We start from the raw sequence: 24,907 nt of genomic DNA, 5'->3' as shown, positions 1-24,907 counted from the left end.
ATAAAAATAACCAAGCTTATTCCTTTAAGGTCAATGGAATGTTTTTTTCGGTATTTCTCTTTGCAGGGAAATTTAGATATTACTGTCTGGCAGTAAAAAATAATTCCTCATTCAACTTCACCAGTTAATTTGCAGGCAATTGCCGGAGAGCATAATGGAATCATTGTCTTTTTCACGTCGTCGTTTTTTACAGTTTAGCGCAGGGGCTGCGCTCGTCGGTGGCCAGTTACTCACTGCGCGCAATGTTCTGGCGCAGAACCTGCTTACAGCACCGATACAACAACTGCTGCTGCTTAATAACGAATGGAACACTATTGTGAATGATGCTGCACAGCGAGCCGCAAAAGTGCTGGGACTGCCTTATTCCTCGACCAACTTCAATTTGAATGACGCCACTGCGCTCACTCAGGCACAGTCTGCCATCGCTGCCGGGAAAAAATTGATCCTCACCAACAGCGTCGATGGCAGTGCTAATAAAAGCATTGCGCGTGCTGTCGCCCAGAACGGAGGCTTTCTGGTCAACTTCGGCAGCAATTTGCCGTGGAGCCATCCTCTTGATGCCGGTGATGGCTATGTGCAGGCCTTTGTCACACGGGAAGATGTCGGTTTTTACCAGGCTGTAAAATTCACCCTCGGAGAAGCCGTCAAGAAATCGGGGCCGGCATTAAAAGTCCTGCATGTGACGGGACCAAAAGGGGCGTTTGTCGATAATCTGCGCAGCGCTTCCGTTTACCATGCACTCTCTGAATTCCCGCAGGTCAAAATTTTGGGCAGCCTGCCGGGCAACTGGAGCGCAGAAGATGGACAAAAAGCTGCAGAAGATTTGATATCCCGTTATGGCGCGCCGGATGTGATTATCGCGCAAAACGACGGCTCACTGACGGGTGTGCTGGCCGCACTGCGCGGGCTGAATATTAAACCGGGTAAAGATGTCCTGACTGTCGGTACTGATGGTGCCACGGATATTCTGCGCGCGGTAAAAAGTGGGCGTGTGGCGGCAACAGTATTCCAGTCTCCGGCTTATCACGGAATCCAGGCCGTGGTGCGTCTGTTTGATGCTTTAAATGGTTATAAACCCTCAGTGCCGGAACGTTTCGTCGGTTTTGCTGGCTTGCTGGTGACCAAAGATAACGTAGATGGCGTGCTGGCTCGCTTTGTTGATAACCCTAACCTGCCCTTTGACCCTCGCTTGCTGTCACATGTTATCAGTGGTGACAAATGGGATCCGCAGACGCCACTGGTGCCGATCAATATCAAAGAGTATTACGCGGCATCGGGCACCCCCAAACCTGCAGGTTGGCAGCCCCCTGCCGCTTATGCTGAAGCGGTGGCATCCGGTGAGTTTGAGAAGGTCACGCAACGTTACCAGCAAGCTTACCGCCTGAAGTTAAATAACTTCGATTACAAAGGCATCAGTGTCTGATGGCGCAGCTCAGCCTTGATCGCATCGGCCACAGTTACGGACGGAACCGCGTGCTGGCGAACATCAATGTGCAAATCGCCTCCGGTGAGGTGGTCGGTATTCTGGGCGAAAACGGTGCGGGAAAATCAACGCTGCTTAATATCCTTTCCGGCACGCTGCGACCCACCACCGGAACCGTCCAGCTGAACGACCGAACCCTCACGCTGGATAACTATCGGCAAGCGAATCTGCAAGGGATCTGGCGTATTTTTCAGGATCCCGCGCTGATTGGTAATTTACCGGTTTATGAAAGCTTGTTTCTCGGGCATGAGCAGAAATTCAGTCGTTATGGCGTGTTGCAGAAACGCGCCATGATGACGGAAGCCCGGCATATCGTTTCGCACATGGGATTGGACGTGGATGTCAAAGCCGCGATGCTCAGCTATGACTTTGCCACGCGTCAGGCATTGGAAGTCGCTCGTGCTGTGATGCTGCCTAAAGTCCTTAATTTGCCCGCTGGTTTTGTACTGTTCGATGAACCCACCACCGGTTTGAGTCGCGCTGAAGTTTCACGCCTGCTGAATCTGATGTCTTCACTGCGTCAGCAAGGTGTCGGTGTGGTGTTCGTTTCCCATCGATTGCAGGAAGTGTTTGAGGTTTGCGATCGGTTGGTGATTCTCAAAGACGGTGAACAGGTCAGTGAAGGCAAGGTCAGCGAATATAGCGAAACGCGTATCCACAAGTTAATGGTCGGTCGAGCCGTCACTCGTGAGACGCAACCGCCGGCGGCACCCTCTTCTGACCACATCGCACTTTCGGTAACGGCCCTTTCTGCGAGCAGCCGCCTGCGAGCAGGAACCCGTCGCGGTGCCCTGCACATGGTGTCGTTTTCGCTCCAGAAAGGCGAAATCGTGGGAATTGGTGGACTGCTCGGCTCGGGAAAGGGGCAACTGTTACGCATCCTGGCGGGCATTGAACCGGCTGAGAGCGGCGATGTTGCCCTGAATCAGCGCGCATTACGCGGCAGTTTTCGTCAGCGTCTGCAGCAAGGCGTCGCGTTTATTTCTGGTGATCGCCCCCACGAAGCCCTGATTTTAAGCCAAAGCGTCACCAGCAATATCTCGTTACCTGGCGGGCAGAATTCACCTCGAGGTTTTACTAATTGGTTGGGTTTATGGCGCACGCGGTATGAACGGCAGGTTACCCGCGAGATGATCGATGCGCTCAACATTAAAACCCGTGCCGGGCAAACCGTGGGTTCCTTGAGTGGAGGGAACCAGCAAAAGGTTTCACTGGCGCGTTGGATCCATCGACAACCCGCGTTGTTGTTGATTGAAAATCCAACGGCAGGCGTGGATGTCGGCGCCAAAGCCGATATCTACGCCCTGCTCCGCCAACTGGCGGCGGCCGGCACCACCATTTTGTATGTCAGCGATGACCTTCCGGAGTTGCTCAGTTTAAGCCATCGCATTTTGATCATGCGCGATGGGCAACTGGTAACGGATATCTCAGCCCAGAGTGAGCAAGCGACTGAACACGATCTGGTTGCTGACATGATTGGATCTGCTGAGTCCCCCTCTTCTTTTCATTCAGGAGATACTGATGAGTATCGACTCGCTTAAACCCGTAGAAACGCTACCGCGCTGGCATATTCAGCAGCTGCTGCGCCGCGAACAGCGTGCCATTATCCTTCCTGTCGCCGCTCTGTTTATTTTGGTTGTGTGGTTTGGCGTGAATCAGCCCGCGTTTCTCTCACCCTTGAATCTTGTAGTGATGGGCGCGCAAGCAGGCCCGCTGCTGTTGCTCTCACTCGGCGCAACCTTTGTGGTGTTAATGGGCGGCATTGATCTCTCCGTGGGGGCCGTTGCAGGGCTCTCCTCAGCTCTCAGCGCCGTTTTACTTCAGCATTTTGGCTTGAGCTTTGGGCTCACGTTTGTGGCGGCATTGGCGACGGGAATCATTGCTGGATTAATCAATGCCAGTTTCTCTACCCTGATGCGCATTCCCTCCTTTATTGCCACGCTAGCCTCCGGCTCAATCTTTACCGGCGTCATGTTGCATGTATTGAACGGGTCCGCGCTGTTTGTCGATAACGACGACTTCTCCTCATTGGCCAATGGGCAGCTGATCCCCAATGTGCCCAACGTGTTGTTGCTTGGACTGGCGTTATGGCTGGTGCTCAGTTTCAGTACGTCCTATACCCGCTTTGGTCGCTACATCGTGGCGATTGGTGCCGGTGAGCGCATTGCCCAACTCAGCGGTATTCCTGTTAAACGGTTCAAAACTTACGCCTTTGTGTTGTCTGGCTCGCTGGCCGCCGTGGGAGGGTTCTTTTTACTCTCTCGCTTGGGTTCCGCCACACCTTCCATTGGCGAAGGTTATGTGCTCGATAGCGTCGCGGCCATTGTGGTCGGCGGCACTGCGCTGAGCGGAGGGGTCGGCGGCGCAGCACGCACCTTCTCCGGCGTTGCCATGATTACCATTTTGAGCAATGGCCTGAACGTTTCCGGTGTTTCCCCCTTCACGCAGGAAATCGTTAAAGGTTTCATCATTGTGCTGGCGGTATTAACCACTATCGATCGCCAAAGCCTGCAAAACATCATCAAGTGAGGACAGACCCGATGACAAATTCACCCCGTTTCGGCATATGGGCTAATGTCCACGGCACGTTTGCCTCGCTTAGCCATCCGGAAGAGAAAGTCGATGCCAGTTGGCAGCGCGTGCGTGCACAGATTTTATTAGCCGAAAAGCTGGGTTTCGACAGCACCTTAATTGCGCAGCACACCATGAACCCGCTTGGTGAAGATCTGGATCAGCTTGATGCCTGGACGGCTGCGGCTGCAGCAGCCGCGTTGACGGATAACATTGAAATTATCGCGGCGATTAAGCCTTCAATCATCCACCCCACGATTCTGGCGAAGCAGGCATTGGGCATTGAGGAGATTAGCCGGGGCAGATTCGCCATTAATGTGGTGAATGCGTGGTGGAAACCTGATCTTGAACGTTCTGGTATCGGCATGTTGCCGCATGAACAGCGTTATGCCTTTGGTACCGAATGGCTAAAAGTGGTGAGCCAATTGATGCAGGGACAAAGAACCACGTTTCGTGGTGATTTCTTCAACATTGATGATTTTGTTCTGCGCCCGGCGAACAACTGGCGTCAGCGTCCCCAGATTTATATGGGCGGGGAATCTGAGCCGGCTCGTGCACTGGCGGCACAAGAGGCAGATGTGCTTTTTCTGAATGCCCAACCTGAGGCGAGTGCTAAAGCATTGATTGCGGATGTGAGAAGTCGTCCGCGCCCAGCTGCATTAGCGCCGATTCGCTTTGGCATGGCGGCGTTTGTTATTGCCGCAGAAAGTGATGCAGCGGCAGAGGAGATTCTGCAGTGGCAGTGGCACCTTGATGCGCAAGATAAAGCCCGCGCGGGAAATATGATCGATCGTTTTCTGGAGCAAACCGATCAGCAATCGGTGATGTGGAAAAACCTGCGTGACCGCCCGCATATTGGGCCTAACGGCGGAACCGCCGCGGGATTGGTCGGCAGTTATGACACGGTGGCACAGCGTATTCTTAACTGGAACCTACTGGGAATTGAAACCTTTATGCTTGCCTTCCAGCCTTTTGAGCAAGGGATGGAAATCTTTGCGCAGGAAGTTCTGCCTCGCGTTCGTCATTTGGAGAAAAATCAATGAGCCAGCAGGCTGAAAATGTCCTCGCCGCGTTAACGGCAATCCTTCCACAACTGGGTGACAAAGCTGCCACTTATGAGCGCCAGCGAAAGCTGCCTTATGACGGCATCGGTTTACTCCGCCCAACGGGGATTTTCACGCTGCGCGTACCGGAGGAACAGGGTGGCGCAGGCGGGACTTTGCATCAACAGATGGCTGCCATTACGGCTATCGCTTCAGTGGACTCCAATCTGGCGCAGGCCATACGGCCACACTTCTTTTTTATTGAGGAACTGCGCGTGCATGGCTTGGGCTCCACGGCTACAGCCTGGTGGCCGACTATTGTTGAAGGCGCTTTAATCGGTAATGCCTTAAGCGAAGCATCAACTTCGCGCGTCGGTGACATTACCTCAACACTTATCCATCAGGCTGATGGCAGCTGGCAACTCAACGGAGTAAAAGCCTATTCCACCGGCAGCCTGTTTGCCACGTTGCTTTATGTTGCGGGTCAGGATGCAGACGGTGTTCGTCGCACGGCCCTGATTCCGGCAAATCGTGACGGTGTCACTCTCAATGATGATTGGGACGGTATGGGTCAGCGGCTTACCGCCAGCGGAACGTCTTATTTCAATGACGTTCGGGTTGAGGCGTCTGAGTTACTTTCCTTCCATGCTCTGGATGATCGCTTTACACATATCGGTGGTCAACGGCAGTTATTTTTATCTGCGGTACTGGCCGGAATTGCGCTCAACGCATCATCGGATATCAATCAATATCTCAGTGGAAAAGCGCGGCCCAGTGCACATGGATTGACGGCAAAAGCCAGTGATGATCCGTTCTTCTTGCGCACCGCGGGCGACGTGAGCAGCGCGGCCTGGGCGTCACGTGCGGTGGTTCTGGCCGCAGCAGACAGCCTGGATGTCGCAGCGCGTCAGCCAGAAAATGAAGCGGCCGCACTCTCTGCGGCTATTGATGTCGCCCGCGCACAAGTCGCGGTGGCCGATCTGGTTTTACCCGCGACCACGCGTATTTTCAATGCAGGCGGGGCTTCTGCGGTGCGTGACGAGCTGAATTTACACCGTCATTGGCGCAATGCGCAGACGGTAGTGGCACATAACCCGCTGGACTATAAACGTTGGGCTGTCGCGAACTGGGAAGTTAATCATATTCAACCGCCGCGTACGTCCTACTTCTGAGGTGATAAATGGCCAAAATTGCTTTGCACTGGTATCTACCCACCCACGGTGATGGCCGCACGTTGACGCAGGCTGGCGCGGCAGTGCAGTCACTCTACATGGGTGATAATTCACAGCCAGCACAGGCGGATTCAGAAACCGATGTTGCCCCCGCTGGGGTGCGCGCCGCCACGCAGTCGTATATTCGACAGGTGGCCCAAACCGCCGAGTATGCAGGGTTTGATGCGGTATTAACGCCTACCGGCACCTGGTGTGAGGACGCCTGGATAACCTGCGCCAGCCTGTTATCGCAAACCACGACTTTGCGATTTCTGGTTGCCGTCAGGCCGGGCACCCTTTCTCCAGCGCTTGCGGCACAGCAAGCGGCGACCTTCCAGCGGTTGTCAGGCAACAGACTGCTGTTGAATATTGTGACCGGTTCAGAAAGTGCCGAGCAGCGGCGCTTTGGCGATCCGCTGGATAAAGAACAACGTTATGAGCGTACAGATGAGTTCCTCACCATCCTGCGTAATGCCTGGCAAGCGCCCTATCACTTTGAGGGGAAGCATTTGTGGAGCGAAGGGGCTTATGCGCCGGGTGTCAATCAGCCGCCTGAAATCTATTTCGGTGGATCCTCTGATGCCGCTTTAAAGGTTGCCGCTCGTCATGCTGACGTCTATCTCAGCTGGGGGGAAACGCCGCCGGAGCTGAAAGCGCATTTCGATCGCGTGCAGTCACTGGCGGCTGAGCAAAACCGGATTTTACGCTTCGGGGTTAGGATGCATGTGATTGCCCGCCCTACAGCGGAAGAAGCGTGGCAAGCCGCAGAAGCCTTATTGGCCGATGCTACGCCAGACGCTATCGCTGCCGTGCAAAAGACCTTCAAAACAGCAACCGGTGTTGGGCAGCAGCGTATGACAGCGCTTTTGGAGAAGCGGGATAATAATCTGGAGATTTATCCCAATGTCTGGGCGGGTGTCGGTTTATTACGCGGAGGTGCGGGCACCACGCTGGTCGGTAGCTATGAGCAGGTCGCTGAGAGAATCGAGGAGTATCATCAGGCGGGAGTGGACGAGTTTATCTTGTCTGGCTACCCGCATGTTGAAGAAGCCCTGTGGTTTGGTGATGGCGTGATACCCGTATTGAAAAGACGTGGGCTAATGACGTAGCGCGTTATCATTTTCGGTCGATAATAAGAATCTATTAGCATTTTAGCGCGCGAATTATCAAGGCCACATCGCCTTGTTACTATTTTCGCGCTATAGTTCTGAGAAATTATCGTTTTCACTCAGATGTTAAAGGATTCAGCCGATGCTGGTGGGATTTAAGGCGCTCTGCAAGCTTCATCACATTGAACTGGTTCAGCCATTACGGGTGGAGTCTTCAATTGGCACGGTTCGCACCACCCACGAGAATCAGGGACAGATTGAAAAACGTTACCCACCAAGCTATCAACCTGACGATAGCTTCTCAGGGCACTTTGCCTTTGGGCTTAAATATGAAGAGATCCATCTGGAGTTCTTTGCCCGACTCTTTGCCGCCATCGGCCCTGAACCGATCGAAAACTGGTGCCTGCGTGAACCCTTTGGCCAATACGCTCGCCGGACGGGATTTCTCTATGAATGGCTGACGGGCAACACGCTTCATAATGTGCCCGATGTCACTAATGGCGGCTATATTGCGGCGATCTCCGCGAAGGATTATCTGGCGCGGACGTCAGCCATAAAAATAAACGCTGGCGTATCAATGATAATTTACCCGGCTCGCCTGACTTCTGCCCTGTTGTTCGCCGCACAGCTGAAATTGAGCAGGCGATTTCATTTGATGTCACCGCAGCCTTGCACGACCTGGATGATACCTTCGGCGCAGATATATTATTGCGTACCGCCAGTTGGCTGACTTTCAAAGAATCTCGAGCCAGCTTTTTGATTGAGAAAGAAGCTGAACAGGCCGATCGGATACAGCGATTCGCCCATGTGATCGCACAATATTGCGGCCAGATTGAGTTCCCTCTTAGTGACGAAAGCCTGCATATTCTGCAAAAAGGGATTCTCGGTCACGATGCATTAGGTTTAGGACTTCGTCGATCCCCGGTGTTTGTCGGGCAGGCCACGCTGCGTGAAGACATTGTTCATTATGTGGCACCGCAATTTGAAGACCTCCCGCTATTTATGCACGGATTACAGGAATTTGAATCTGCCACACGTGGCGCTGAATCTTTGGCTCGAGCGGGCGTTATCGCCTTTGGCTTTGTCTATATTCATCCGATGCGCGATGGGAATGGTCGTATTCACCGCTTCTTGATCAATGACACATTAATACGCGATGGCGCGATCCCTGAAGGTGTCATTTTGCCCGTTTCTGCCAGTATCACCAGCTCTCTGGATTTCCGTGTTGGCTATGACCGCACGCTTGAAGTCTTTTCTAAACGTCTGATGCGCCGATACGCTTCCTCCTGCCACTTTGGCGAAATCGTAACCTATGAGGACGGCACACCGAGCAACTTCTATTTCTCTGACTACCAGGACGCCCGCTTCGCATGGCGCTATCCGGATCTCACGTCCCACGTGCTTTATACCGCGAAGGTCATTGAACATACCGTGCGAGTCGAAATGGCCGATGAAGCCAGAGTGTTAACAATATTCCAGCGGGCGCAAGAGCGGTTAAAAGAAGTACTGGAAATGCCAGACCAGGATGCGAACCGCATTATACGGGCATTAAAAGAGAATGGATGGCAGATATCGGGCAAGCTGAGGAAAGAATATCCGCAGCTGGAGGATGCTGTAAAAGCGGATAGGATTGTTGCAGCGGTAAGGTCGGCGTTTGAAGATGGAAGTTAGAGAAAGCTGAGGCACCTTTGGACGCGTTGAGAAATATCTAAAAATTGACACCTTGCAGGCTTTATTATTGATATCTGATGTGTTGTACTTCTTTTAAGAGGACGGCATCTATATACTCGCCCTTAAATTAGTTACCTACTGCACCATTTAATTTATTTCGTTCAGCGACAAAATATTCAGGAGAAGTTCATGAGTGAGTCAATTAAGGCGTTAAACAATATCCGTACGCTTCGCGCACAGGCACGTGAAGTCCAGCTGTCCGATTTGGAAGAGATGCTGGAAAAATTTACTGTCGTGGTGTCCGAGCGTCGTGAAGAAAACAATGCCAGCGCAGCCGCTGTGCGCGAGAAAGAAGAGAAGCTGGCTAAATACCGTGACCTGCTGCTGCAGGATGGTATCGACCCGAATGAACTGCTGGGCGCATTAACGCCGACCGGTAAGGCGCGCGCTAAACGTGCACCGCGTCCGGCTAAATATAAGTACACAGAAGATGGCGTTGAGAAACACTGGACCGGACAGGGTCGTACCCCGGCAGTGATTAAAGCCGCCGTCGACGCTGGCAAATCTCTCGACGACTTCCTGATTTAATTGGGCCTGGTCCAGTTAATTTGAGTTATCGAACATGTTTGGTGGGTGAATGCCCACCAAAATGTCACTTGCTCTCTGACTGACTTCATCCCCCTTCTTCATTCGCTGCATATTCAATTCCCTTCCCCGTACCAGGCCCGTTATTAAAATGATTGGTTGATTAAGCTGCGGCGTATTCATAACTACATCGTATTATTCAGTGGTATGAATGTGTTTTAGCACCAGGAAAATATTTCCATGATGTTCATCGACTAAGCTGGCCGCTGCACGATATAAATTTGCTGACCGACAAAAGCAAGTGGCATGTCTGGCTCTGGCCATTCACCCACCATGCGGAAACCCGTGCGCAAAAATGCCTGCTGCCAGCATTCACGCGAAAGTATCGAGGAATCTTGCTGATGATGTCGCCCCAACGCCGCCTGCTGAATCGCAGGCGCGCTTATCCAATCCAGCGCCCTATCCTGAGTGACTTCCAGCACAATCAATGCACCGCCCGGTTTCAGCAAACGCCAGATGCAGGTGAGATAGACATCGAGGTTAGAGGCAATACGCCGCGAATTGATCGCCAATACGACATGGAATTGTTCGGGATTTTTCTGGTCCAGAGGCTGATGAGCGTCACAGTGGCCGGTTGGTAATGTGGAAGTGTGCGCGAAACAGGGTTCAGCGTGTTGGGAGCATTGGGGTGTGACAGAAACGTGGTCTGTCTCACTTCCATCTGCGGTAAGGCCGACTGAGCCAATTTCCAAAACCTGCGGCCGATCATGCCCCTGCATTACCGTTTGCAGCAGCGAGGTGACTATTTCGCCGAAGTAATCATTTATAATGTTGCGACGTTCAACCGCCAAAGAAGCAATAGGTTCGCCATTATGGGACTGCAGTTGATGCGCCCGATGCGGGGCACGCATCACCTCGCATAGAGAGTGGTGACAGGCAAATAACTGGTTAAGGTAGGCTTCCCCTGCGGAGTGCCAGTCCAGGCAACGGCGCAGGCGAATTTTGCCATCGTCGATACGTTGTTCAACGGAAGTCAGCGCAGGCGCGCAGTCACCGGCGAACCAGCGATGGTCACGCTGTTCTACGATCCCCTCCTCTTCCAGAATCAAATGCCATCGCTCCAGCAGACGATGAAAGACGGCATCTATTCCCGCCTGTTTGCACGCCTCTGTAATTATCCATCCCTCAGCGGAGACAATCGCCAGTTCATGTAGCACTTGCCAAATCATCAGTGGGGCCAGCGACTCGCTCTCCGCATGGAAAGCGGCTAATGAAGCAATCTCTTCAGGTGCAGGAAGCCGCTGTGCAGCGTGACCCCCTGCCTGATACCAATTCTTATGCATAATCACTCCAGCCATAATGATGAGTGTAAATGCCCCACACACCGCCAGTTCTTATTAGGTTTAAACAGGCAGCGTAATGGAACAATCCGACTACAACATTGAAAATGATAATCATTATGATTAACGTTGCAAGTCACATTTTGACAACGTTTGCCGCTTTTTGAGGCGGATTTTTTTATTACGGCCAATTTATAGCGGGAGAAGTTGGGGTTCTGTTAAGCCGCGAAGGTTTTTTTCCACGACTCCGCTTATGACAATTGCATGAATCCTGTAATATTAGGCCCACTTTTGCCCACATTTTCAGCATGCATAAAGAGTATCAATGCGCAAAAATGTTCTCTCTGATAGTGCCCCACGCCTGTTAAAAACATCCCTTGGCAGAAGCATGGCCGTTTTTTTATTGCTAATCAGTCTGCTGGTTATCGCGATTAATGCGTGGTCACTGTGGCATTCCTGGCAGCAGCATGTCACTGAGAAAGAAGAAGATGCGCGTAACCTCTCGCTCTCGTTGGCAAAACAGGCCGAAGATGCCTTTTTACAGGTCGATATCACGCTTGCGGATGCCGTAAGGCAACTGAGACAAAACGGCAATAATTTTGCCGCCACACCACAGTTCCTTCATCAGATAAAAGACCAGCAGAGTAAACTTCCTCAACTGCACGGTCTTTTTGTTTACGACACCGAGGGGCATTGGATCGCCTCGTCCGGCAACTTTACCCCTACCAATGCCAGTAACGCCGACCGAGATTATTTTGTCTGGCATCGAACGCATCCCAGCCTTGATATTCATATCAGCCATGTTATCCGCAGTCGTTCTACCGGTGACCTGGTGATCCCTGTTTCGGTTCGTCTCAACGACAATGCAGGGAATTTTGCCGGCGTGGCGTTAGCCACCGTCAAAGTGGATTATTTCCGCCAGTACTACAGCTACTACACGCTTGGAGATAAAGACGCGTTAGGCTTGATTCTGGCGGATGCCACGGCGCTTTATATTCGCCCTTTCCCTGATACTTTTATTGGCCGAACCCTTTCCTCCAGTCCGCTGTTTAAAACCGAGTTGAAATCGGCTTCGAGCGGCAGTGCAACCTGGCGGTCAACACTTGATGGTGTCGAACGTATATTTGGTTACGCACGACTGGAGCGCTACCCACTGATTGTGACGGCAGGATATGACCGTGACCGAATTCGTATGGAGTGGATGGCAGCCAACCTGACCAACGTGTTGCTTAACATCGTGCTGCTATTAACCATTACCGGCATGGGCATCTTTGTATTGCGTCAGGTCGGCACCAACGTGCGTAATCAAGTTGAACTCACCCATGTTCGCGATGAACTGACCACGATCAATCACACGCTACAATCGCTGGCACTGGTTGATGGCCTGACTGGGCTGGCTAATCGCCGCCAGTTTGATGCTCTGCTGGAGCAGGCGCTGCTGCGTTCAGAAAAGAATGACGAGCCGTTATCGCTGGTGATGATCGATATCGATTACTTCAAGCGATACAACGATACCTATGGGCACGTTGCGGGTGACGAGTGCTTGCAGGATGTTGGCCTGGCGTTAAAGGATAGCGTGCATTATCAGGGCGATATCGTGGCACGCTACGGTGGTGAAGAGTTCGCGATTATCCTGCCCAACACTTCAGCCTTTGATGCCAAAAAGTGGCTGAACGCGCGGTGAGATTTGTTGCAGAAACGGGCATTGCGCATGAAAGCTCGGAGGTCTCTGCGGGCGTGGTGACCATCAGCGCCGGCTACAGCACGCTGACGTCAACCGGTAAAACCGGCGAAGCGGATCAGCTGAAACAGGACGCCGATAAAGCGTTGTACCTGGCAAAGCGCAGCGGGCGTAATCAAATTAAGCCCTGATGCGCGCTATTTCCCAACGCTGAAAGACTCGTTTTTAGCGAGCAAAAACGGCCTTAAATACCCGACAGCATTGGACAACGGTAGAACATCGGCATTGAGTTTAATGCCGATTTCATCACGCAAGTAACGGCGTCGAGTCTCGATTCGGTGCCAAAGCATCGGATATGCTTCAGCGATCGCCGCTTGCAGTGAGGCATCGGCCAACGCTACACACTCTTCTGCACTCACACCGTTGTAACCCGGTACAGAGGGAATAATATCGATTTGCAGCATCATGCCGCTTTTCAATGTCTCGCCAGACTGAGGGTAAACCGGTGATGACATCCACTCTTCATCAGCAACCAGATGGCCGGGATTCAGATGCCAGCCATAACGGGCTTTGGGCATCACATCTTCGATCAAGTCATAAAGCTCACCGCCGGTCATGCCAACATGAATATTTTCAAGCCAGGCCACCTGCGCAGAGAAGTAAGGTTTAGCGATTCTATCTAGCCAATCTTTCTGGGCGTCAGGCAGCTCGGATGAATGGGCGATAACGAAAGCCGCTCGACTGGACAGGCCGCCTTTGAATCCCGTGGTGAGCGACAAAGGATCGCCCTGCTGCACCCTTTTGTAGGTTGGATAGAGGTGAGCATGTTCGAAGCGAGCGCCTGTGGCCGCAATCGATACCACGGTATTGTATTGGCCTTCCGCAGCCAGAAACGCACCTAAATCAACTTCTCTCACACCCACTTCCACCGCGTCTATCGCCTCAAGAATACAATTGGATGCCAGATTGGCTCCATATTCATAATGTGCAATTTCATTAGCGTTATTGGTCACTCTTGCACCGGTTTCTCCGCCAATGAACAAGTGTGCCGCATTGAGCATCTCGGCCTCAGTTTTCAGCGTGCGCTGCAACGCATCAACAATAAAAAAAGGTAAATCGAAATAGGAGGAGCCATTGCCCGCTGCTGGGGTAAACATTTTCCATCCCACCAGGCCAACTTTACTCTTAACACTCAGGCCGGCAGATGCCAGTAAGCTTTCGAGTGGTGTCTCGTGGTCCATCGGCTGATTGGGGAGCGAAAACAAGGGGCAATGAAGCAACGTGACGGGCACGCGTGAAAAGCGAGCAAGTTTGAGGTTCTCATTACCCAGAATGACGGTGCAGTCTCCGCTGGCATCAATAACCAGCAGCCCTTCTTCAAAGCGCGGGATGAAACCGGTTAAATACTCAAAATTCCCGCCGTGTTCTTTGTCTGCGTAAATCACCAGAGCATCAAAACCGTCTTTGACCATCCCCTGCAGAACCTTGTTTTTTCGTTCCCGTAGGGTTTCGTCTGTAAGAAAAACGGGTTCAACCTGGGTAAATTTTATCGGTGGTGTAGTCGGGCCAAGCTGAATTGACGGAGACATCATGATGAATTACCTCAGGTTAACGTATTGGATGCGTGAAAAATGTGCCTTTCATTTGCTCAGGCTGCCACATGTTCAAGCAAGGTAGCACCTGTTGATTTTAATTGTGCGCGGATAATGTCATGCCCGGTTTATTGCTCACTGTTGAACTCGCAAATTTTGTGTGAGGCCACCTGCAATTCCTTCAATCAATGCTGGTTAAGCAAGAAGTTCAAGGCGCAGAATGGAATATATAACCATCATTGAATATATATTCAAATCATCATCGTGACGCATCGAATTACCCTAATCCCAAAGGAGAATGTCTTATGAGTGGTTACACTTACCCGAAATTTGGTGCCGGTTTGTGGCATTTTGCTAACTATATTGATCGTTATGCCGTCGATGGTTATGGTCCGGCGCTTAGCACGCTAGACCAGATCAAGCTTGCTGGCAGTGTTGAAGACTTATCGTATGTTGATGTGCCCTATCCCTTTACTGAAGGTGTCACCGTTGCTCAGGTAAAAGAAGCCTTAGACCAGGCAGGACTTAAAGCCATTGGCGTGACGCCTGAAATCTATCTGCGCCGCTTTTCTCGCGGTGCCTTCACCAACCCAGACCCAGCAATACGCCAGCAGGCATTCGAAGTCATGCATGAAGCGGCAACGGTAGTCCGTGAATTGGGTGCCAACTACGTGAAAATCTGGCCGGGGCAAGATGGCTGGGACTATCCCTTCCAGGTTGATCATAAAAACCTCTGGAAACTGGCGGTTGATGGCATGCGCGAACTCGCCAGTGCCAATCCTGATGTGAAATTCGCCATCGAATATAAGCCGCGTGAACCCCGTGTAAAAATGACCTGGGATTCGGCTGCTCGCACCTTGCTGGGGATTGAAGATATTGGCCTTGATAACGTCGGGGTGCTGCTGGACTTTGGCCATGCGCTTTTTGCCGGGGAATCACCCGCAGACTCAGCCCAGTTGATTATCGACCGTGGCCGACTGTTCGGTATGGACGTTAACGATAACTTACGCGGTTGGGATGACGATCTCGTTGTCGGCACAGTTCATATGACGGAAATCTTTGAGTTCTTCTATGTTCTCAAAATCAATAACTGGGATGGCGTGTGGCAGCTGGATCAATTCCCCTTCCGTGAAGATCATGTTGAAGCCGCTAACTTGTCGATTCGTTTCCTCAAACACATTTATCGCGCACTGGATAAGCTGGATATCGTTGCGTTGCAAGCAGCGCAAAGTGAACAAAACCCGCTTAAAGCGCAAAGAATTATTCAGAACGCACTGCTAAGCAGTATTGAAGACTGATGTGCAATAGGCCCGGCGAATATTGCCGGGTCTGTTATGTGCAGCCAGCCTGGCAATGATGTACCCGTGCACTAACTTGGTGGTGAGCCGAATGCTCGCTGTAAACTCACATTGAGCGCTGTGTTGTACAAAAATAGATTATGTATGTTGTAACGTAATGCGTGCGTGTTACGCATTTACCTTATGCCGGTCACTTAGCGCGCCCTTTGTATAGTTAAGCCGCGGGATGTCATATAGGGTTTCAGTTACCTCAAACTCATGGGTTCATTCCCCAATTTCAAAAGCAAAAAAAGCAGCCGACCGATTGTAATGATAACTATTCGCAGTTAGTATCAGCGCAACATTACTTTGACACACTTTGACATCATGTTGCCCGCTGCCACTTCACCCAACGCGCCTTCACTGGCGACATTCTATGCCGCTAATCGCGGCTGGCTGACGCAATGGCTGACCGCCAAACTGCGCTCCGCTTTTGATGCGGATGATGTGACACAAGACACCTTTATGCGGGTCATGAACGGCAGCAATCTGGCCGAGGTGCGCGATGCCAAATCCTTCCTCTGCACCATTGCCAGGCGAGTCATGGTGGATCGTTTCCGCCGTCACGCGCTGGAAAAAGCCTATCTGGAGATCCTCAGCCAGCTGCCCGAAGCGGTGATGCCCTCACCCGAATTGCAGCAAAGCCAGCTGGAGACACTGCAACTTGTTGATCAGATGCTAGATGGACTTGGCACGAAAGCGCGTCAGGCATTTTTACTGTCCCAGTTAGATAACCTCACCTATGCCGAGATTGCTCTGCAACTGTCGGTATCGGTCAGTTCGGTAAAAAAATATATGGCCAAAGCCACCGAGCACTGCCTGCTGTTTCGTCTTGAGCAAGGTATCTGAATGTCCGTCTCTCTCTCCACCGAACAGCGCCAGGCATTGCGTAACGCCTCACACTGGTATGCCGTGTTGAGCGGTGAACGCGTGAGTCCGCAGCAGGAAGAGAAGTGGCAACAGTGGGTTGAGGCAAATCATGAGAATCAATGGGCGTGGCAACAGGTTGAAAACTTGCGCCAGCAAATGCACACCATGCCGGGTAACGTCGCCAGTAAAGCGCTCCACGATTCGCAGCTGACGCGTCGAAATGTATTAAAAGGCTTGCTGCTGGCCGTGGGTGCAGGGACAAGTTGGCAACTCTGGCACAGTGACAGCGCAACCGGGTTGCGGGCCGATTACCACACGGTAAAAGGCGAAATCCGCCAATTCCCGCTTAGCGATGGCAGCCTGTTGACGCTGGATACCGCATCCGCCGCCAACGTGCGTTTTGGCGACAATGAACGTCGCATCGATCTGCTGTTTGGTAAACTGGCCATCACCAGTGGTAAGGATACGCTTCAGCGCCCCCTTCGCGTTTATACCCCACAAGGGCAACTCACCGCACTCGGCACCGAATTCAGCGTAGAACAGCAAATAGACCGTACGCTGTTACGCGTGAATCAACATGCGGTAGCCGTGCGGCTGGCCCAGCAGCCAGATAAGCTGATGACGGTTCATCAGGGACAAATGCTGAGTTTCACGGCTGATGCTTTCGCGTCCCTTGAAAATATCACCGGAAGAATGGAATGGACGCGAGGATTGCTCAGCGTCAGCGATCGTCCTCTTGGTGAAGTGATTGCCCAACTGGCCCGCTACCGCCAAGGCGTTTTGCGCTGCGATCCGCAGGTTTCTCAGTTGCGCGTGAGCGGTACGTTCCCCCTGTTACAGAGCGATGTTGCGCTCAATGCCTTACAACAAACCCTGCCGATTTCATTGCAGCGCGTCACGCGATATTGGGTCACGGTGAAGGCGCGCTAAAAAAAATTTTGAAAAAAACGCATTCGCGATTGTCCCTTTCTCTCCTGCCAAACGACTTCTCTTTAAATACACCAAAACAACGATATTTTTTGGAGATGTTATGACTGTTTCACGTGCCTCTTCACGGTTCGCGCTGCCAAAGGCCAGCCCGCTGGTGATGGCCATTCGCCTTAGCTTGTTACCTCTGATTTGCATCACGCCTGCCATCGCGCAAGCGGCCACAGTGGCCACCGCACCTTACGCCATTCCTGCGGGGCCGTTAGACGTGGCGTTGAATCAATTTGCCGCGACAGCGGGGATTACACTGTCGCTCGACGCAGAGCTGACGCGCGGTAAACAGAGCCCAGGGCTGCAGGGTAACTACTCCATCAATGAAGGCTTCTCCGCTTTGTTGCGTGGCAGTGATCTGCAGGCCGATGGATTAGGCAGTGGCGTATGGACCGTGAAACCGCTCGCTAATATAAGCGGTGAGACAAACCTGACGGTCGTGGGTGACTGGTTGGGCGATGCACGTGAATCTGATGTATTCGAACACGCCGGGGCGCGCGATGTGATTCGCCGCCAGGACTTCGCGAAAAACGGTGCCACCAGCATGCGTGACGTGCTGAACCGCATTCCGGGCGTCAATGCGCCAGAAAACAACGGCACCGGAAGTCATGACCTGGCGATGAATTTTGGCATTCGCGGGTTAAATCCTCGTCTCGCTAGCCGCTCCACCGTCTTGATGGACGGCATTCCGGTGCCCTTCGCGCCTTACGGACAGCCTCAACTCTCTCTGGCACCGGTCTCGCTGGGCAACATGGATGCGATTGACGTGGTGCGCGGTGGCGGTGCGGTACGTTACGGACCCCAAAGTGTCGGTGGCGTGGTCAACTTTGTCACTCGCGCCATTCCACAGGATTTTGGTATTGAAGCGGGTGTTGAAGGCCAGCTCAGCCCCACTTCCTCACAAAACAACCCGAAGGAAACCCATAATCTGCTGGTGGGTGGCACAGCGGATAATGGATTTGGCAGCGCGCTGCTTTATTCGGGCACACGCGGCAGCGACTGGCGGGAACATAGCGCCACGCGCATTGATGATGTGATGTTGAAAAGCCGCTATGCGCCAAATGAAGTGCATACCTTCACCAGCCTATTGCAATATTACGATGGTGAAGCGGATATGCCGGGCGGCCTTTCCCGTGCAGATTACAACGCCGATCGCTGGCAATCTACGCGACCTTACGATCGCTTCTGGGGACGTCGTCAGTTAGCCAGCCTTGGCTATCAGTTCCAGCCCGACCAACAGCATAAATTCAATATTCTGGGTTTCTACACCCATACGCTGCGCAGTGGTTATCTGGAACAGGGTACGCGTATTACGCTATCACCGCGTGAATACTGGGTGCGCGGAATTGAACCTCGTTACAGCCAAAGCTTCAATCTGGGACCGTCTGCCCATGAAGTGGGCATAGGCTATCGCTTTATCAGTGAATCCGGTCACGAGATGCGTTACTACACGCCCACTGCCGGCGGCGAACGGCCATCAACCGCCAGTCCTTACGACCGCGACACCCGTTCGGGGACGGATGCACACGCCTGGTACATCGATGACCGCATTGATATTGGCAACTGGACCATCACGCCGGGTATGCGTTTTGAGCACATCAGTTCGTATCAGCGCAATGCGATTCGCGGTACTCAGCAGGACGTGAGTTACAACGCGCCGCTGCCTGCGCTGAATGTGCTTTATCACCTGACGGACAGCTGGAACCTGTATGCCAACACCGAAGGTTCGTTCGGTACGGTGCAATACAGTCAGATTGGGAAAGCTGTGGAAAGTGGCAGCGTGGAGCCGGAGAAGGCGCGCACCTGGGAACTCGGCACACGCTATGACGATGGCGCATTAACGGCTGAGATGGGACTGTTCCTGATCAACTTTAATAATCAGTATGACTCGAATCAAACCGACGACTCAGTCACCGCACGCGGTAAAACTCGTCATACCGGGCTAGAAACACAGGTGCGTTATGACTTGTCTTCGCTGACACCCACCCTGGAAAACGTCTCGGTCTATGCCAGCTATACCTACGTGAACGCAGAAATCCGCGAAAAAGGCGACACCTACGGTAACCAGGTGCCGTTTTCACCGCGTCAGAAAGGAACGCTGGGCGTTGACTACAAGCCAGGCAACTGGACCTTTAACCTCAACAGTGACTTCCAGTCGAGCCAGTTTGCCGATAACGCCAACACGGTGCAGGAAAGTGCCGATGGCAGCACCGGCCGCATTCCCGGTTTCATGCTATGGGGTGCGCGTGCCAATTATGACTTCGGCCCGCAAATGGCCCACCTCAATCTGGCGGTTGGCGTGAAAAATATGTTCGATCAGGACTATTTCACCCGCTCGTATGACGACAACAACAAAGGCCTGTATGCCGGACAGCCGCGCACCTTCTACCTGCAAGGTTCGCTGAAATTCTGATTCGCTATGCACCGCCGGGCCGCCCACTAGGTAGCCCGGTTTTTTGCTTATGTGGAGACTCACTATGCTTCGTCAATTACGCCTGTTGATCACCTGTAGTGTCATCGTATGGGCTTTTAACGCTCAAGCCGTCACAGTGCAAGACCAGAACGGAACGTTCACCCTGGATAAGGTTCCACAGCGCATTGTGGTACTTGAACTGTCATTTGCGGATGCGCTCGCGGCCGTCAACGTCAGTCCGGTGGGCATTGCAGATGACAACGATGCGCAGCGTTTACTGCCAGAAGTGCGTCAGCAACTGCAGCCCTGGCAATCCGTGGGGTTGCGTGGGCAGCCAAGCCTTGAAGCGATCAGCGCACTCCATCCGGATTTGATTATTGCCGACAGCAGCAGACACAGTACGATTTATGCTGCCCTTCAGCGCATCGCTCCGGTTCTGCTGCTGCAATCACGTAATGAAACCTACCAGGAAAACCTGCACTCGGCCGCCATCATTGGCGATGTAGTCGGCAAGCACAGCGAGATGCAGCAGCGTCTTGCTGTGCATCAACAGCGTATGCAGTCCGCTGCGGCGAAATTACCCGCCGGAACTTCAGTGCTGTTTGGCACCTCGCGTGAAAACCAGTTCACTCTGCATTCTGCTACCAGCTATACCGGTGGCGTGTTGATGGCGTTGGGATTGCAGGTTCCGCAACCGATCAATAATGCGCCGATGACGGTATTAAGCCTTGAGCAACTGCTGGCACAAAACCCCAACTGGTTACTGGTGGCCCACTACCGTAAAGAGAGCATCGTTAAAACCTGGCAACGCGACCCATTGTGGAGCCTGATGAATGCGGAGCAACAGCACCATATTCGCACGGTTGACAGCAATAGCTGGGCGCGCGCACGCGGATTGTTCGCCGCTGAAAAAATCGCAAGTGACGCCGTCACTTTATTCGCTACACCATGATTTATACCTATCGATGGGTATTAAGCCTGCTACTGCTGGTCGTGGCCTTCTGGCTAAGCCTGGTGAGTTTTGCTGCAGTGCCGATCCCCTTTCAAGCGGCGTTTGACGCGCTGTTGCCGGGAAAAGTGCACAGCATCGCAGAAGCTTTGGTGTTTAATCTGCGACTGCCGCGTGCGCTGGTGGCTATGCTGCTGGGTGCCAGCCTGGCGTTGGCCGGCGCATTATTACAGGTGTTGACCCACAATCCTCTGGCCTCGCCTGCGGTGCTTGGCATCAACAGTGGCGCAGCGCTGGCGATAGCGCTGACCTCGGCTTTCAGCCCGATGGCGCTACAGGGCTATCCACTTTCTGTTATTGCTGCCGCAGGCGGCGGGCTTAGCTGGTTATGTGTGAGCGCCGCTGGACGTGGCAGTCATCAGCAGCAAGACCGCCAGCGTCTGATTCTTGCGGGTATTGCCCTTTCTGCCTTTTGCATGGCGCTAACGCGCGTCACGCTGCTGCTAGCGGAAGATCATGCCTTTGGCATTCTTTACTGGCTGGCGGGCGGTATTTCTCATGCCCGCTGGCAGCAAGTGTGGCAGCTTTTGCCCTTTGTCGGTTTGCTGGCACCCCTGGTGCTGCTGCAGGCGCGATCGCTCAATCTGCTTGGTATTGGTGATGACGCGGCACATGCTCTGGGGGTGAATTTGCGCCGCCTGCGAATAGGGCTCAGCTTCGCATTACTGCTGCTGGTCGGCGCTTGTGTCAGCGTGGCCGGCCCATTAGGTTTTATCGGATTGCTGGTGCCGCATGTGGCACGGGCGTGGATCGGTCACGATTTACGCATCATGTTGCCGATGTCGATGCTGCTGGGAGCGATGTTTTTGTTAGTAGCCGATATCGCCGCTCGCGGGCTGGCTTGGCCCGGTGAAATCCCCGCGGGCGTGGTGCTGGGATTGGTTGGCGCTCCCTGCTTTGTGTGGCTGGCTCGCAGGCAACGTTCATGAGCGCGCGCCGGCTATTTTTGCTGATGGTCTTCGCAATGATGATCGCCGCCCTGTTGAGTTTGAAACTGGGTGCACAAAGCATCAGTTGGGCCGCGCTGGGGCAATCATGGCAGACAACCGCTGACGCGCACTTTGTGGTGATCGAGTATCGTTTGCCGCGCCTGGTGCTGGCAATGCTGGTCGGTGCGGCATTGGCCGTTTCCGGCGTGCTAGTACAAGGCCTTATCCGCAATCCATTGGCCTCACCGGATATCCTTGGCGTCAACCACGCCGCCAGCCTGATGACCCTCTCCGCCCTGTTGCTGTTTCCCGCATTGCCGGTGTTTTGGTTACCCCTGCTTGCCTTTGGCGGCGGATGTCTGGCGCTGTTGATATTACGCATGCTGGTGGATTTCTCGGCCCCATTACGTCTGGCGGTGGTCGGTATTGCCCTTGCTGCCTGCTGGGCCAGTCTGACCGACTACCTGATGCTGTCGCGTCCACAGGACGTCAATATGGCCCTGCTTTGGCTGACTGGCAGTTTGTGGGGGCGCGACTGGACCATGGTGATGCTGGCGCTGCCTGTACCACTGCTGTTGCTATCGAGCCTGCGTTTTAGTCGCGATTTGGATCTGCTCGCTCTCGGTGATGAGCGCGCCGCCACGCTGGGGGTAAATTTAGCAGTGGTACAACGCTGGGCTCTGATGCTGGCGGTAGCGCTGGCAGCAATCGCGGTGGCGATATGTGGTCCAATAAGCTTTATCAGCCTGGTGGTGCCGCATCTGGTTCGCCATGTTGTTGGCGGACGCCACCGTCGCGTGTTGCCGTTAGCCGCACTGGGGGGTGGATTATTGCTGGTATTAGCCGATTTGCTGGCGCGAACGCTCGCTCCGCCGATGGAGCTGCCTGCGGGGGTCATTACCGCACTTTTGGGCGCACCGTGCTTTTTCTGGTTACTGATTAGGATGCGTTAAATGCAACTCACTGCTCACGATCTCTGTGCCGGATATGGCAACCAACGCATTTTGCATCACATCAACGTGACGCTTCCCGCAGCGCAAATTACGGCTTTGCTTGGCCCCAACGGCTGTGGGAAATCAACGCTGCTGAAGAGTTTTGCTGGTTTACTGGCTCCGCAACAGGGCGAGGTGATGATTGATCAACGTTCGTTGTCCTCGCTCTCTTCACGCCAGTTAGCACGCAGCCTGGCACTGTTACCTCAGCAGCATCTGATACCCGAAGGTGTCAGCGTCGAGGAATTGGTGGGCTATGGCCGCAGTCCATGGCTGCCTTTTTGGGGCCGTTTATCCCTCCACGATAAAGCGCAGGTGAAGATCGCCATGGCACGTATGGACATCACTCACCTGGCGCAGCAACGCGTCACCGCGCTGTCAGGCGGACAGCGCCAGCGGGTCTTCCTGGCCATGTTACTGGCGCAGGATACGCCGCTGGTGCTACTTGATGAACCCACCACCTGGCTGGACATCAACCATCAGGTTGAGCTGATGAAGTTGCTGGGGGAACTTAAAGCACAGGGTAAAACCGTGATTACCGTGCTGCATGATCTCAACCAGGCCAGCCGATATTGCGATCATTTGGTGTTACTGAAACAAGGGCAACAGGTGACACAAGGCATGCCTTCAGCGGTGTTAACGCCACAACGCTTGCGCGAGGTGTTTCAGGTAGATGCCACCGTAGTCGCTGACCCGTTGTGCGGGGCACCTCTGTGTCTGTTTCACGATGCATAAATCAAGCGCTGCCGAAGCCTGGCAGCCAGCCAAACTCGCTCAGCAACCAGGCAAGAATATTCAGCGCGCCAAACAACAACACCAAACCTATTGCGAGCGTTGAACGTGGCATGGTCGCAAATCGCTGTTGTGCTTTCCATGCCAGCAGCGCGGGGACAATCACCGCCCACAATGTGGCAAACAGCCCGGCAAAGCCAATGGCGGCGACAAAACCATGGGGCCAAAGCAGAGAGGCGATCAACGGCGGCAGGAAGGTCAGACTCGCGGTTTTCAGGCGCGCAGTTGGGGAATTCCCCAGCCCAAACGATCGGCAATGAAATCAAACAAGCCTGCGGTCACGCCGAGGAACGAAGCGATCACCGCAAAATGCGAGAAGATTGACATCATCAGCGCCAGCGCATTGACGTGAAGGTGTTCGCTCAGCGCTGCCATAAGCGTGGCGATATCGCCACCTTGCTGCACAATCGCGGGAAACGCCGTACGCGGCAGGTTGCCCATGGTGCAGGTGATCCAGAACAGATATAACGCCAGCGACAGCAAAGTCCCCAGCAGCAATGCACGAGTGATGTGCTGTTTGTTACCGTTGTAGTAACTCACCAAACCGGTGATGTTGCCGTGATAGCCAAATGAGGCCAGACAAAATGGCAACACCCCCAATGCATACGGCCAATAGCGTTCACCCTCGGGTGCCGAGGCGAACAACGAGGGTAAATTCACCTGCGTAAGCAATCCGCCAAAGAGCAGGATCAGCAACAGGATCTTGGCTAGCACGCAAAACGTCATCAGACGACTGACGCCGGTTGTGCCCAGCCACACCACGGCGGCAACACACAGCGTGAGCGCAATTTTGGCACCTGCGGTGGAAATGGGTAGTCCGACCTGGTTGAGGGAATGCTGATACACCGGCCCGCTGGCGGAGATGTAGGCATAAGTCAAAATGCCCAAAACAAACAAAATACTGAGCCCGTTCAGCGTTGCCCAACCGCGTCCCAGCAGATCCTTGGTTAAAGTGTCGTAGCCTGAACCCTGTGGATAGTGCAAGCTAGTGCGCATAAACAGTAATCCGGACAGCAACATCGCTCCCCACGTCACCAATAGCAGCAGTAGTGCCCAGCCAAACCATGCACCGGCCATCACCACCGGCAATGTAAACATGCCAGCGCCAACCACGGTGCCGCAGATGATCATGGCGCCCCACCAGACAGACGGCTGGCGACGACTCAATGTTATATCCGTCATCACTTTATCCCTGAAAAACAACAAAGGCGGCGATGTTACACGGAAAGCGGCGCAAGTGAGAGACAACGGTGGCAGGAAATACTGGGGTAAGTGTCAGCGTAAGATGACATCAGGTGAAT

The 24,907-nt window shown here is 53.3% G+C and carries 19 protein-coding genes and 2 pseudogenes; 18 read left to right on the top strand and 3 right to left on the bottom strand.

The window, feature by feature from the left end; genetic code table 11:
• Window positions 1–154 precede the first annotated feature (154 nt).
• The 9 genes from HA45_RS05360 (at window position 155) to HA45_RS05325 (ending at window position 9,676) form a co-directional block, all read left to right on the top strand.
• Window positions 155–1,423 (top strand): sugar ABC transporter substrate-binding protein, encoded by a 1,269-nt coding sequence (locus HA45_RS05360; RefSeq protein ID WP_100703905.1) that lies wholly within the window; start codon window positions 155–157, stop codon window positions 1,421–1,423.
• Window positions 1,423–3,024 (top strand): sugar ABC transporter ATP-binding protein, encoded by a 1,602-nt coding sequence (locus HA45_RS05355; protein ID WP_100703906.1) that lies wholly within the window; start codon window positions 1,423–1,425, stop codon window positions 3,022–3,024. Before HA45_RS05360 ends, HA45_RS05355 begins: the two co-directional genes overlap by 1 nt.
• Window positions 3,005–4,012: an ABC transporter permease gene (locus HA45_RS05350; RefSeq protein WP_100703907.1), complete on the top strand. Its 1,008-nt coding sequence runs from the start codon at window positions 3,005–3,007 to the stop codon at window positions 4,010–4,012. Before HA45_RS05355 ends, HA45_RS05350 begins: the two co-directional genes overlap by 20 nt.
• An 11-nt stretch (window positions 4,013–4,023) precedes the next feature.
• Window positions 4,024–5,097, top strand: a complete 1,074-nt coding sequence (locus tag HA45_RS05345; RefSeq protein WP_100703908.1) for an LLM class flavin-dependent oxidoreductase — start codon at window positions 4,024–4,026, stop codon at window positions 5,095–5,097.
• A complete protein-coding gene (locus HA45_RS05340) occupies window positions 5,094–6,269 on the top strand; it encodes an acyl-CoA dehydrogenase family protein (RefSeq protein WP_100703909.1) in 1,176 nt (391 codons plus the stop codon). The genes HA45_RS05345 and HA45_RS05340 overlap by 4 nt, the downstream gene beginning before the upstream one ends.
• A gap of 8 nt (window positions 6,270–6,277) precedes the next feature.
• Window positions 6,278–7,417, top strand: a complete 1,140-nt coding sequence (locus tag HA45_RS05335) for an LLM class flavin-dependent oxidoreductase (protein WP_100703910.1) — start codon at window positions 6,278–6,280, stop codon at window positions 7,415–7,417.
• Window positions 7,418–7,559: 142 nt separating this feature from the next.
• Window positions 7,560–8,147, top strand: coding sequence for a hypothetical protein (locus HA45_RS27945; protein ID WP_244563386.1), 588 nt, complete (start codon window positions 7,560–7,562; stop codon window positions 8,145–8,147).
• 26 nt (window positions 8,148–8,173) lie between these two features.
• Window positions 8,174–9,088 (top strand): Fic family protein, encoded by a 915-nt coding sequence (locus tag HA45_RS27940; RefSeq protein ID WP_244563385.1) that lies wholly within the window; start codon window positions 8,174–8,176, stop codon window positions 9,086–9,088.
• A 189-nt stretch (window positions 9,089–9,277) separates the two neighbouring features.
• Window positions 9,278–9,676, top strand: a complete 399-nt coding sequence (locus HA45_RS05325) for an H-NS family histone-like protein (RefSeq protein ID WP_100703912.1) — start codon at window positions 9,278–9,280, stop codon at window positions 9,674–9,676.
• 251 nt (window positions 9,677–9,927) lie between these two features.
• Here HA45_RS05325 and HA45_RS05320 read toward each other — a convergent pair whose 3' ends face one another.
• A complete protein-coding gene (locus HA45_RS05320) occupies window positions 9,928–11,016 on the bottom strand; it encodes a hypothetical protein (protein ID WP_100703913.1) in 1,089 nt (362 codons plus the stop codon).
• A gap of 322 nt (window positions 11,017–11,338) precedes the next feature.
• Between HA45_RS05320 and HA45_RS05315 the strand changes: the two are divergent.
• Window positions 11,339–12,885, top strand: a pseudogene (locus HA45_RS05315) (sensor domain-containing diguanylate cyclase).
• A gap of 6 nt (window positions 12,886–12,891) precedes the next feature.
• Here HA45_RS05315 and HA45_RS05310 read toward each other — a convergent pair.
• Window positions 12,892–14,286, bottom strand: a complete 1,395-nt coding sequence (locus HA45_RS05310; protein ID WP_100703915.1) for a M24 family metallopeptidase — start codon at window positions 14,284–14,286, stop codon at window positions 12,892–12,894.
• A gap of 305 nt (window positions 14,287–14,591) precedes the next feature.
• Here HA45_RS05310 and HA45_RS05305 point away from each other — a divergent pair, with 305 nt between their 5' ends.
• The 8 genes from HA45_RS05305 to fecE all read left to right on the top strand — a co-directional run bounded on the left by HA45_RS05305 (window position 14,592) and on the right by fecE (window position 23,549).
• Window positions 14,592–15,584 (top strand): sugar phosphate isomerase/epimerase family protein, encoded by a 993-nt coding sequence (locus HA45_RS05305; protein WP_100703916.1) that lies wholly within the window; start codon window positions 14,592–14,594, stop codon window positions 15,582–15,584.
• 366 nt (window positions 15,585–15,950) lie between these two features.
• Window positions 15,951–16,472 (top strand): ferric citrate uptake sigma factor FecI, encoded by a 522-nt coding sequence (gene fecI, locus HA45_RS05300; RefSeq protein ID WP_100704167.1) that lies wholly within the window; start codon window positions 15,951–15,953, stop codon window positions 16,470–16,472.
• Window positions 16,473–17,423, top strand: coding sequence for a ferric citrate uptake sigma factor regulator FecR (fecR, locus tag HA45_RS05295; protein WP_100703917.1), 951 nt, complete (start codon window positions 16,473–16,475; stop codon window positions 17,421–17,423).
• Between the two features lie 100 nt (window positions 17,424–17,523).
• Complete coding sequence (gene fecA, locus HA45_RS05290) at window positions 17,524–19,884, top strand: TonB-dependent Fe(3+) dicitrate receptor FecA (protein ID WP_100703918.1); 2,361 nt, start codon at window positions 17,524–17,526, stop codon at window positions 19,882–19,884.
• Window positions 19,885–19,948: 64 nt separating this feature from the next.
• The gene (locus HA45_RS05285) at window positions 19,949–20,836 is read left to right on the top strand and encodes a Fe(3+) dicitrate ABC transporter substrate-binding protein (RefSeq protein WP_100703919.1); all 888 of its coding nucleotides are present in this window, start codon (window positions 19,949–19,951) and stop codon (window positions 20,834–20,836) included.
• Window positions 20,833–21,822, top strand: a complete 990-nt coding sequence (gene fecC / locus HA45_RS05280; RefSeq protein ID WP_100703920.1) for an iron-dicitrate ABC transporter permease FecC — start codon at window positions 20,833–20,835, stop codon at window positions 21,820–21,822. Before HA45_RS05285 ends, fecC begins: the two co-directional genes overlap by 4 nt.
• A complete protein-coding gene (fecD, locus tag HA45_RS05275; protein WP_100703921.1) occupies window positions 21,819–22,775 on the top strand; it encodes a Fe(3+) dicitrate ABC transporter permease subunit FecD in 957 nt (318 codons plus the stop codon). The genes fecC and fecD overlap by 4 nt, the downstream gene beginning before the upstream one ends.
• Entirely contained in the window at window positions 22,776–23,549 is a 774-nt protein-coding gene (gene fecE / locus HA45_RS05270) for a Fe(3+) dicitrate ABC transporter ATP-binding protein FecE (RefSeq protein WP_100703922.1), read from the top strand. It abuts the gene before it with no gap.
• Between the two features lies 1 nt (window position 23,550).
• Here fecE and HA45_RS05265 read toward each other — a convergent pair.
• A pseudogene (locus HA45_RS05265) lies at window positions 23,551–24,788 on the bottom strand (aromatic amino acid transporter).
• Between the last annotated feature and the right edge of the window lie 119 nt (window positions 24,789–24,907).

The sequence above is a fragment of the Pantoea rodasii genome, from assembly GCF_002095465.1.
Classification (GTDB): Bacteria; Pseudomonadota; Gammaproteobacteria; order Enterobacterales; family Enterobacteriaceae; genus Pantoea; species Pantoea rodasii.
The sequence above is the reverse complement of the archived record's forward strand: the minus strand, read 5'-3'. Positions and strand labels throughout refer to the sequence as shown.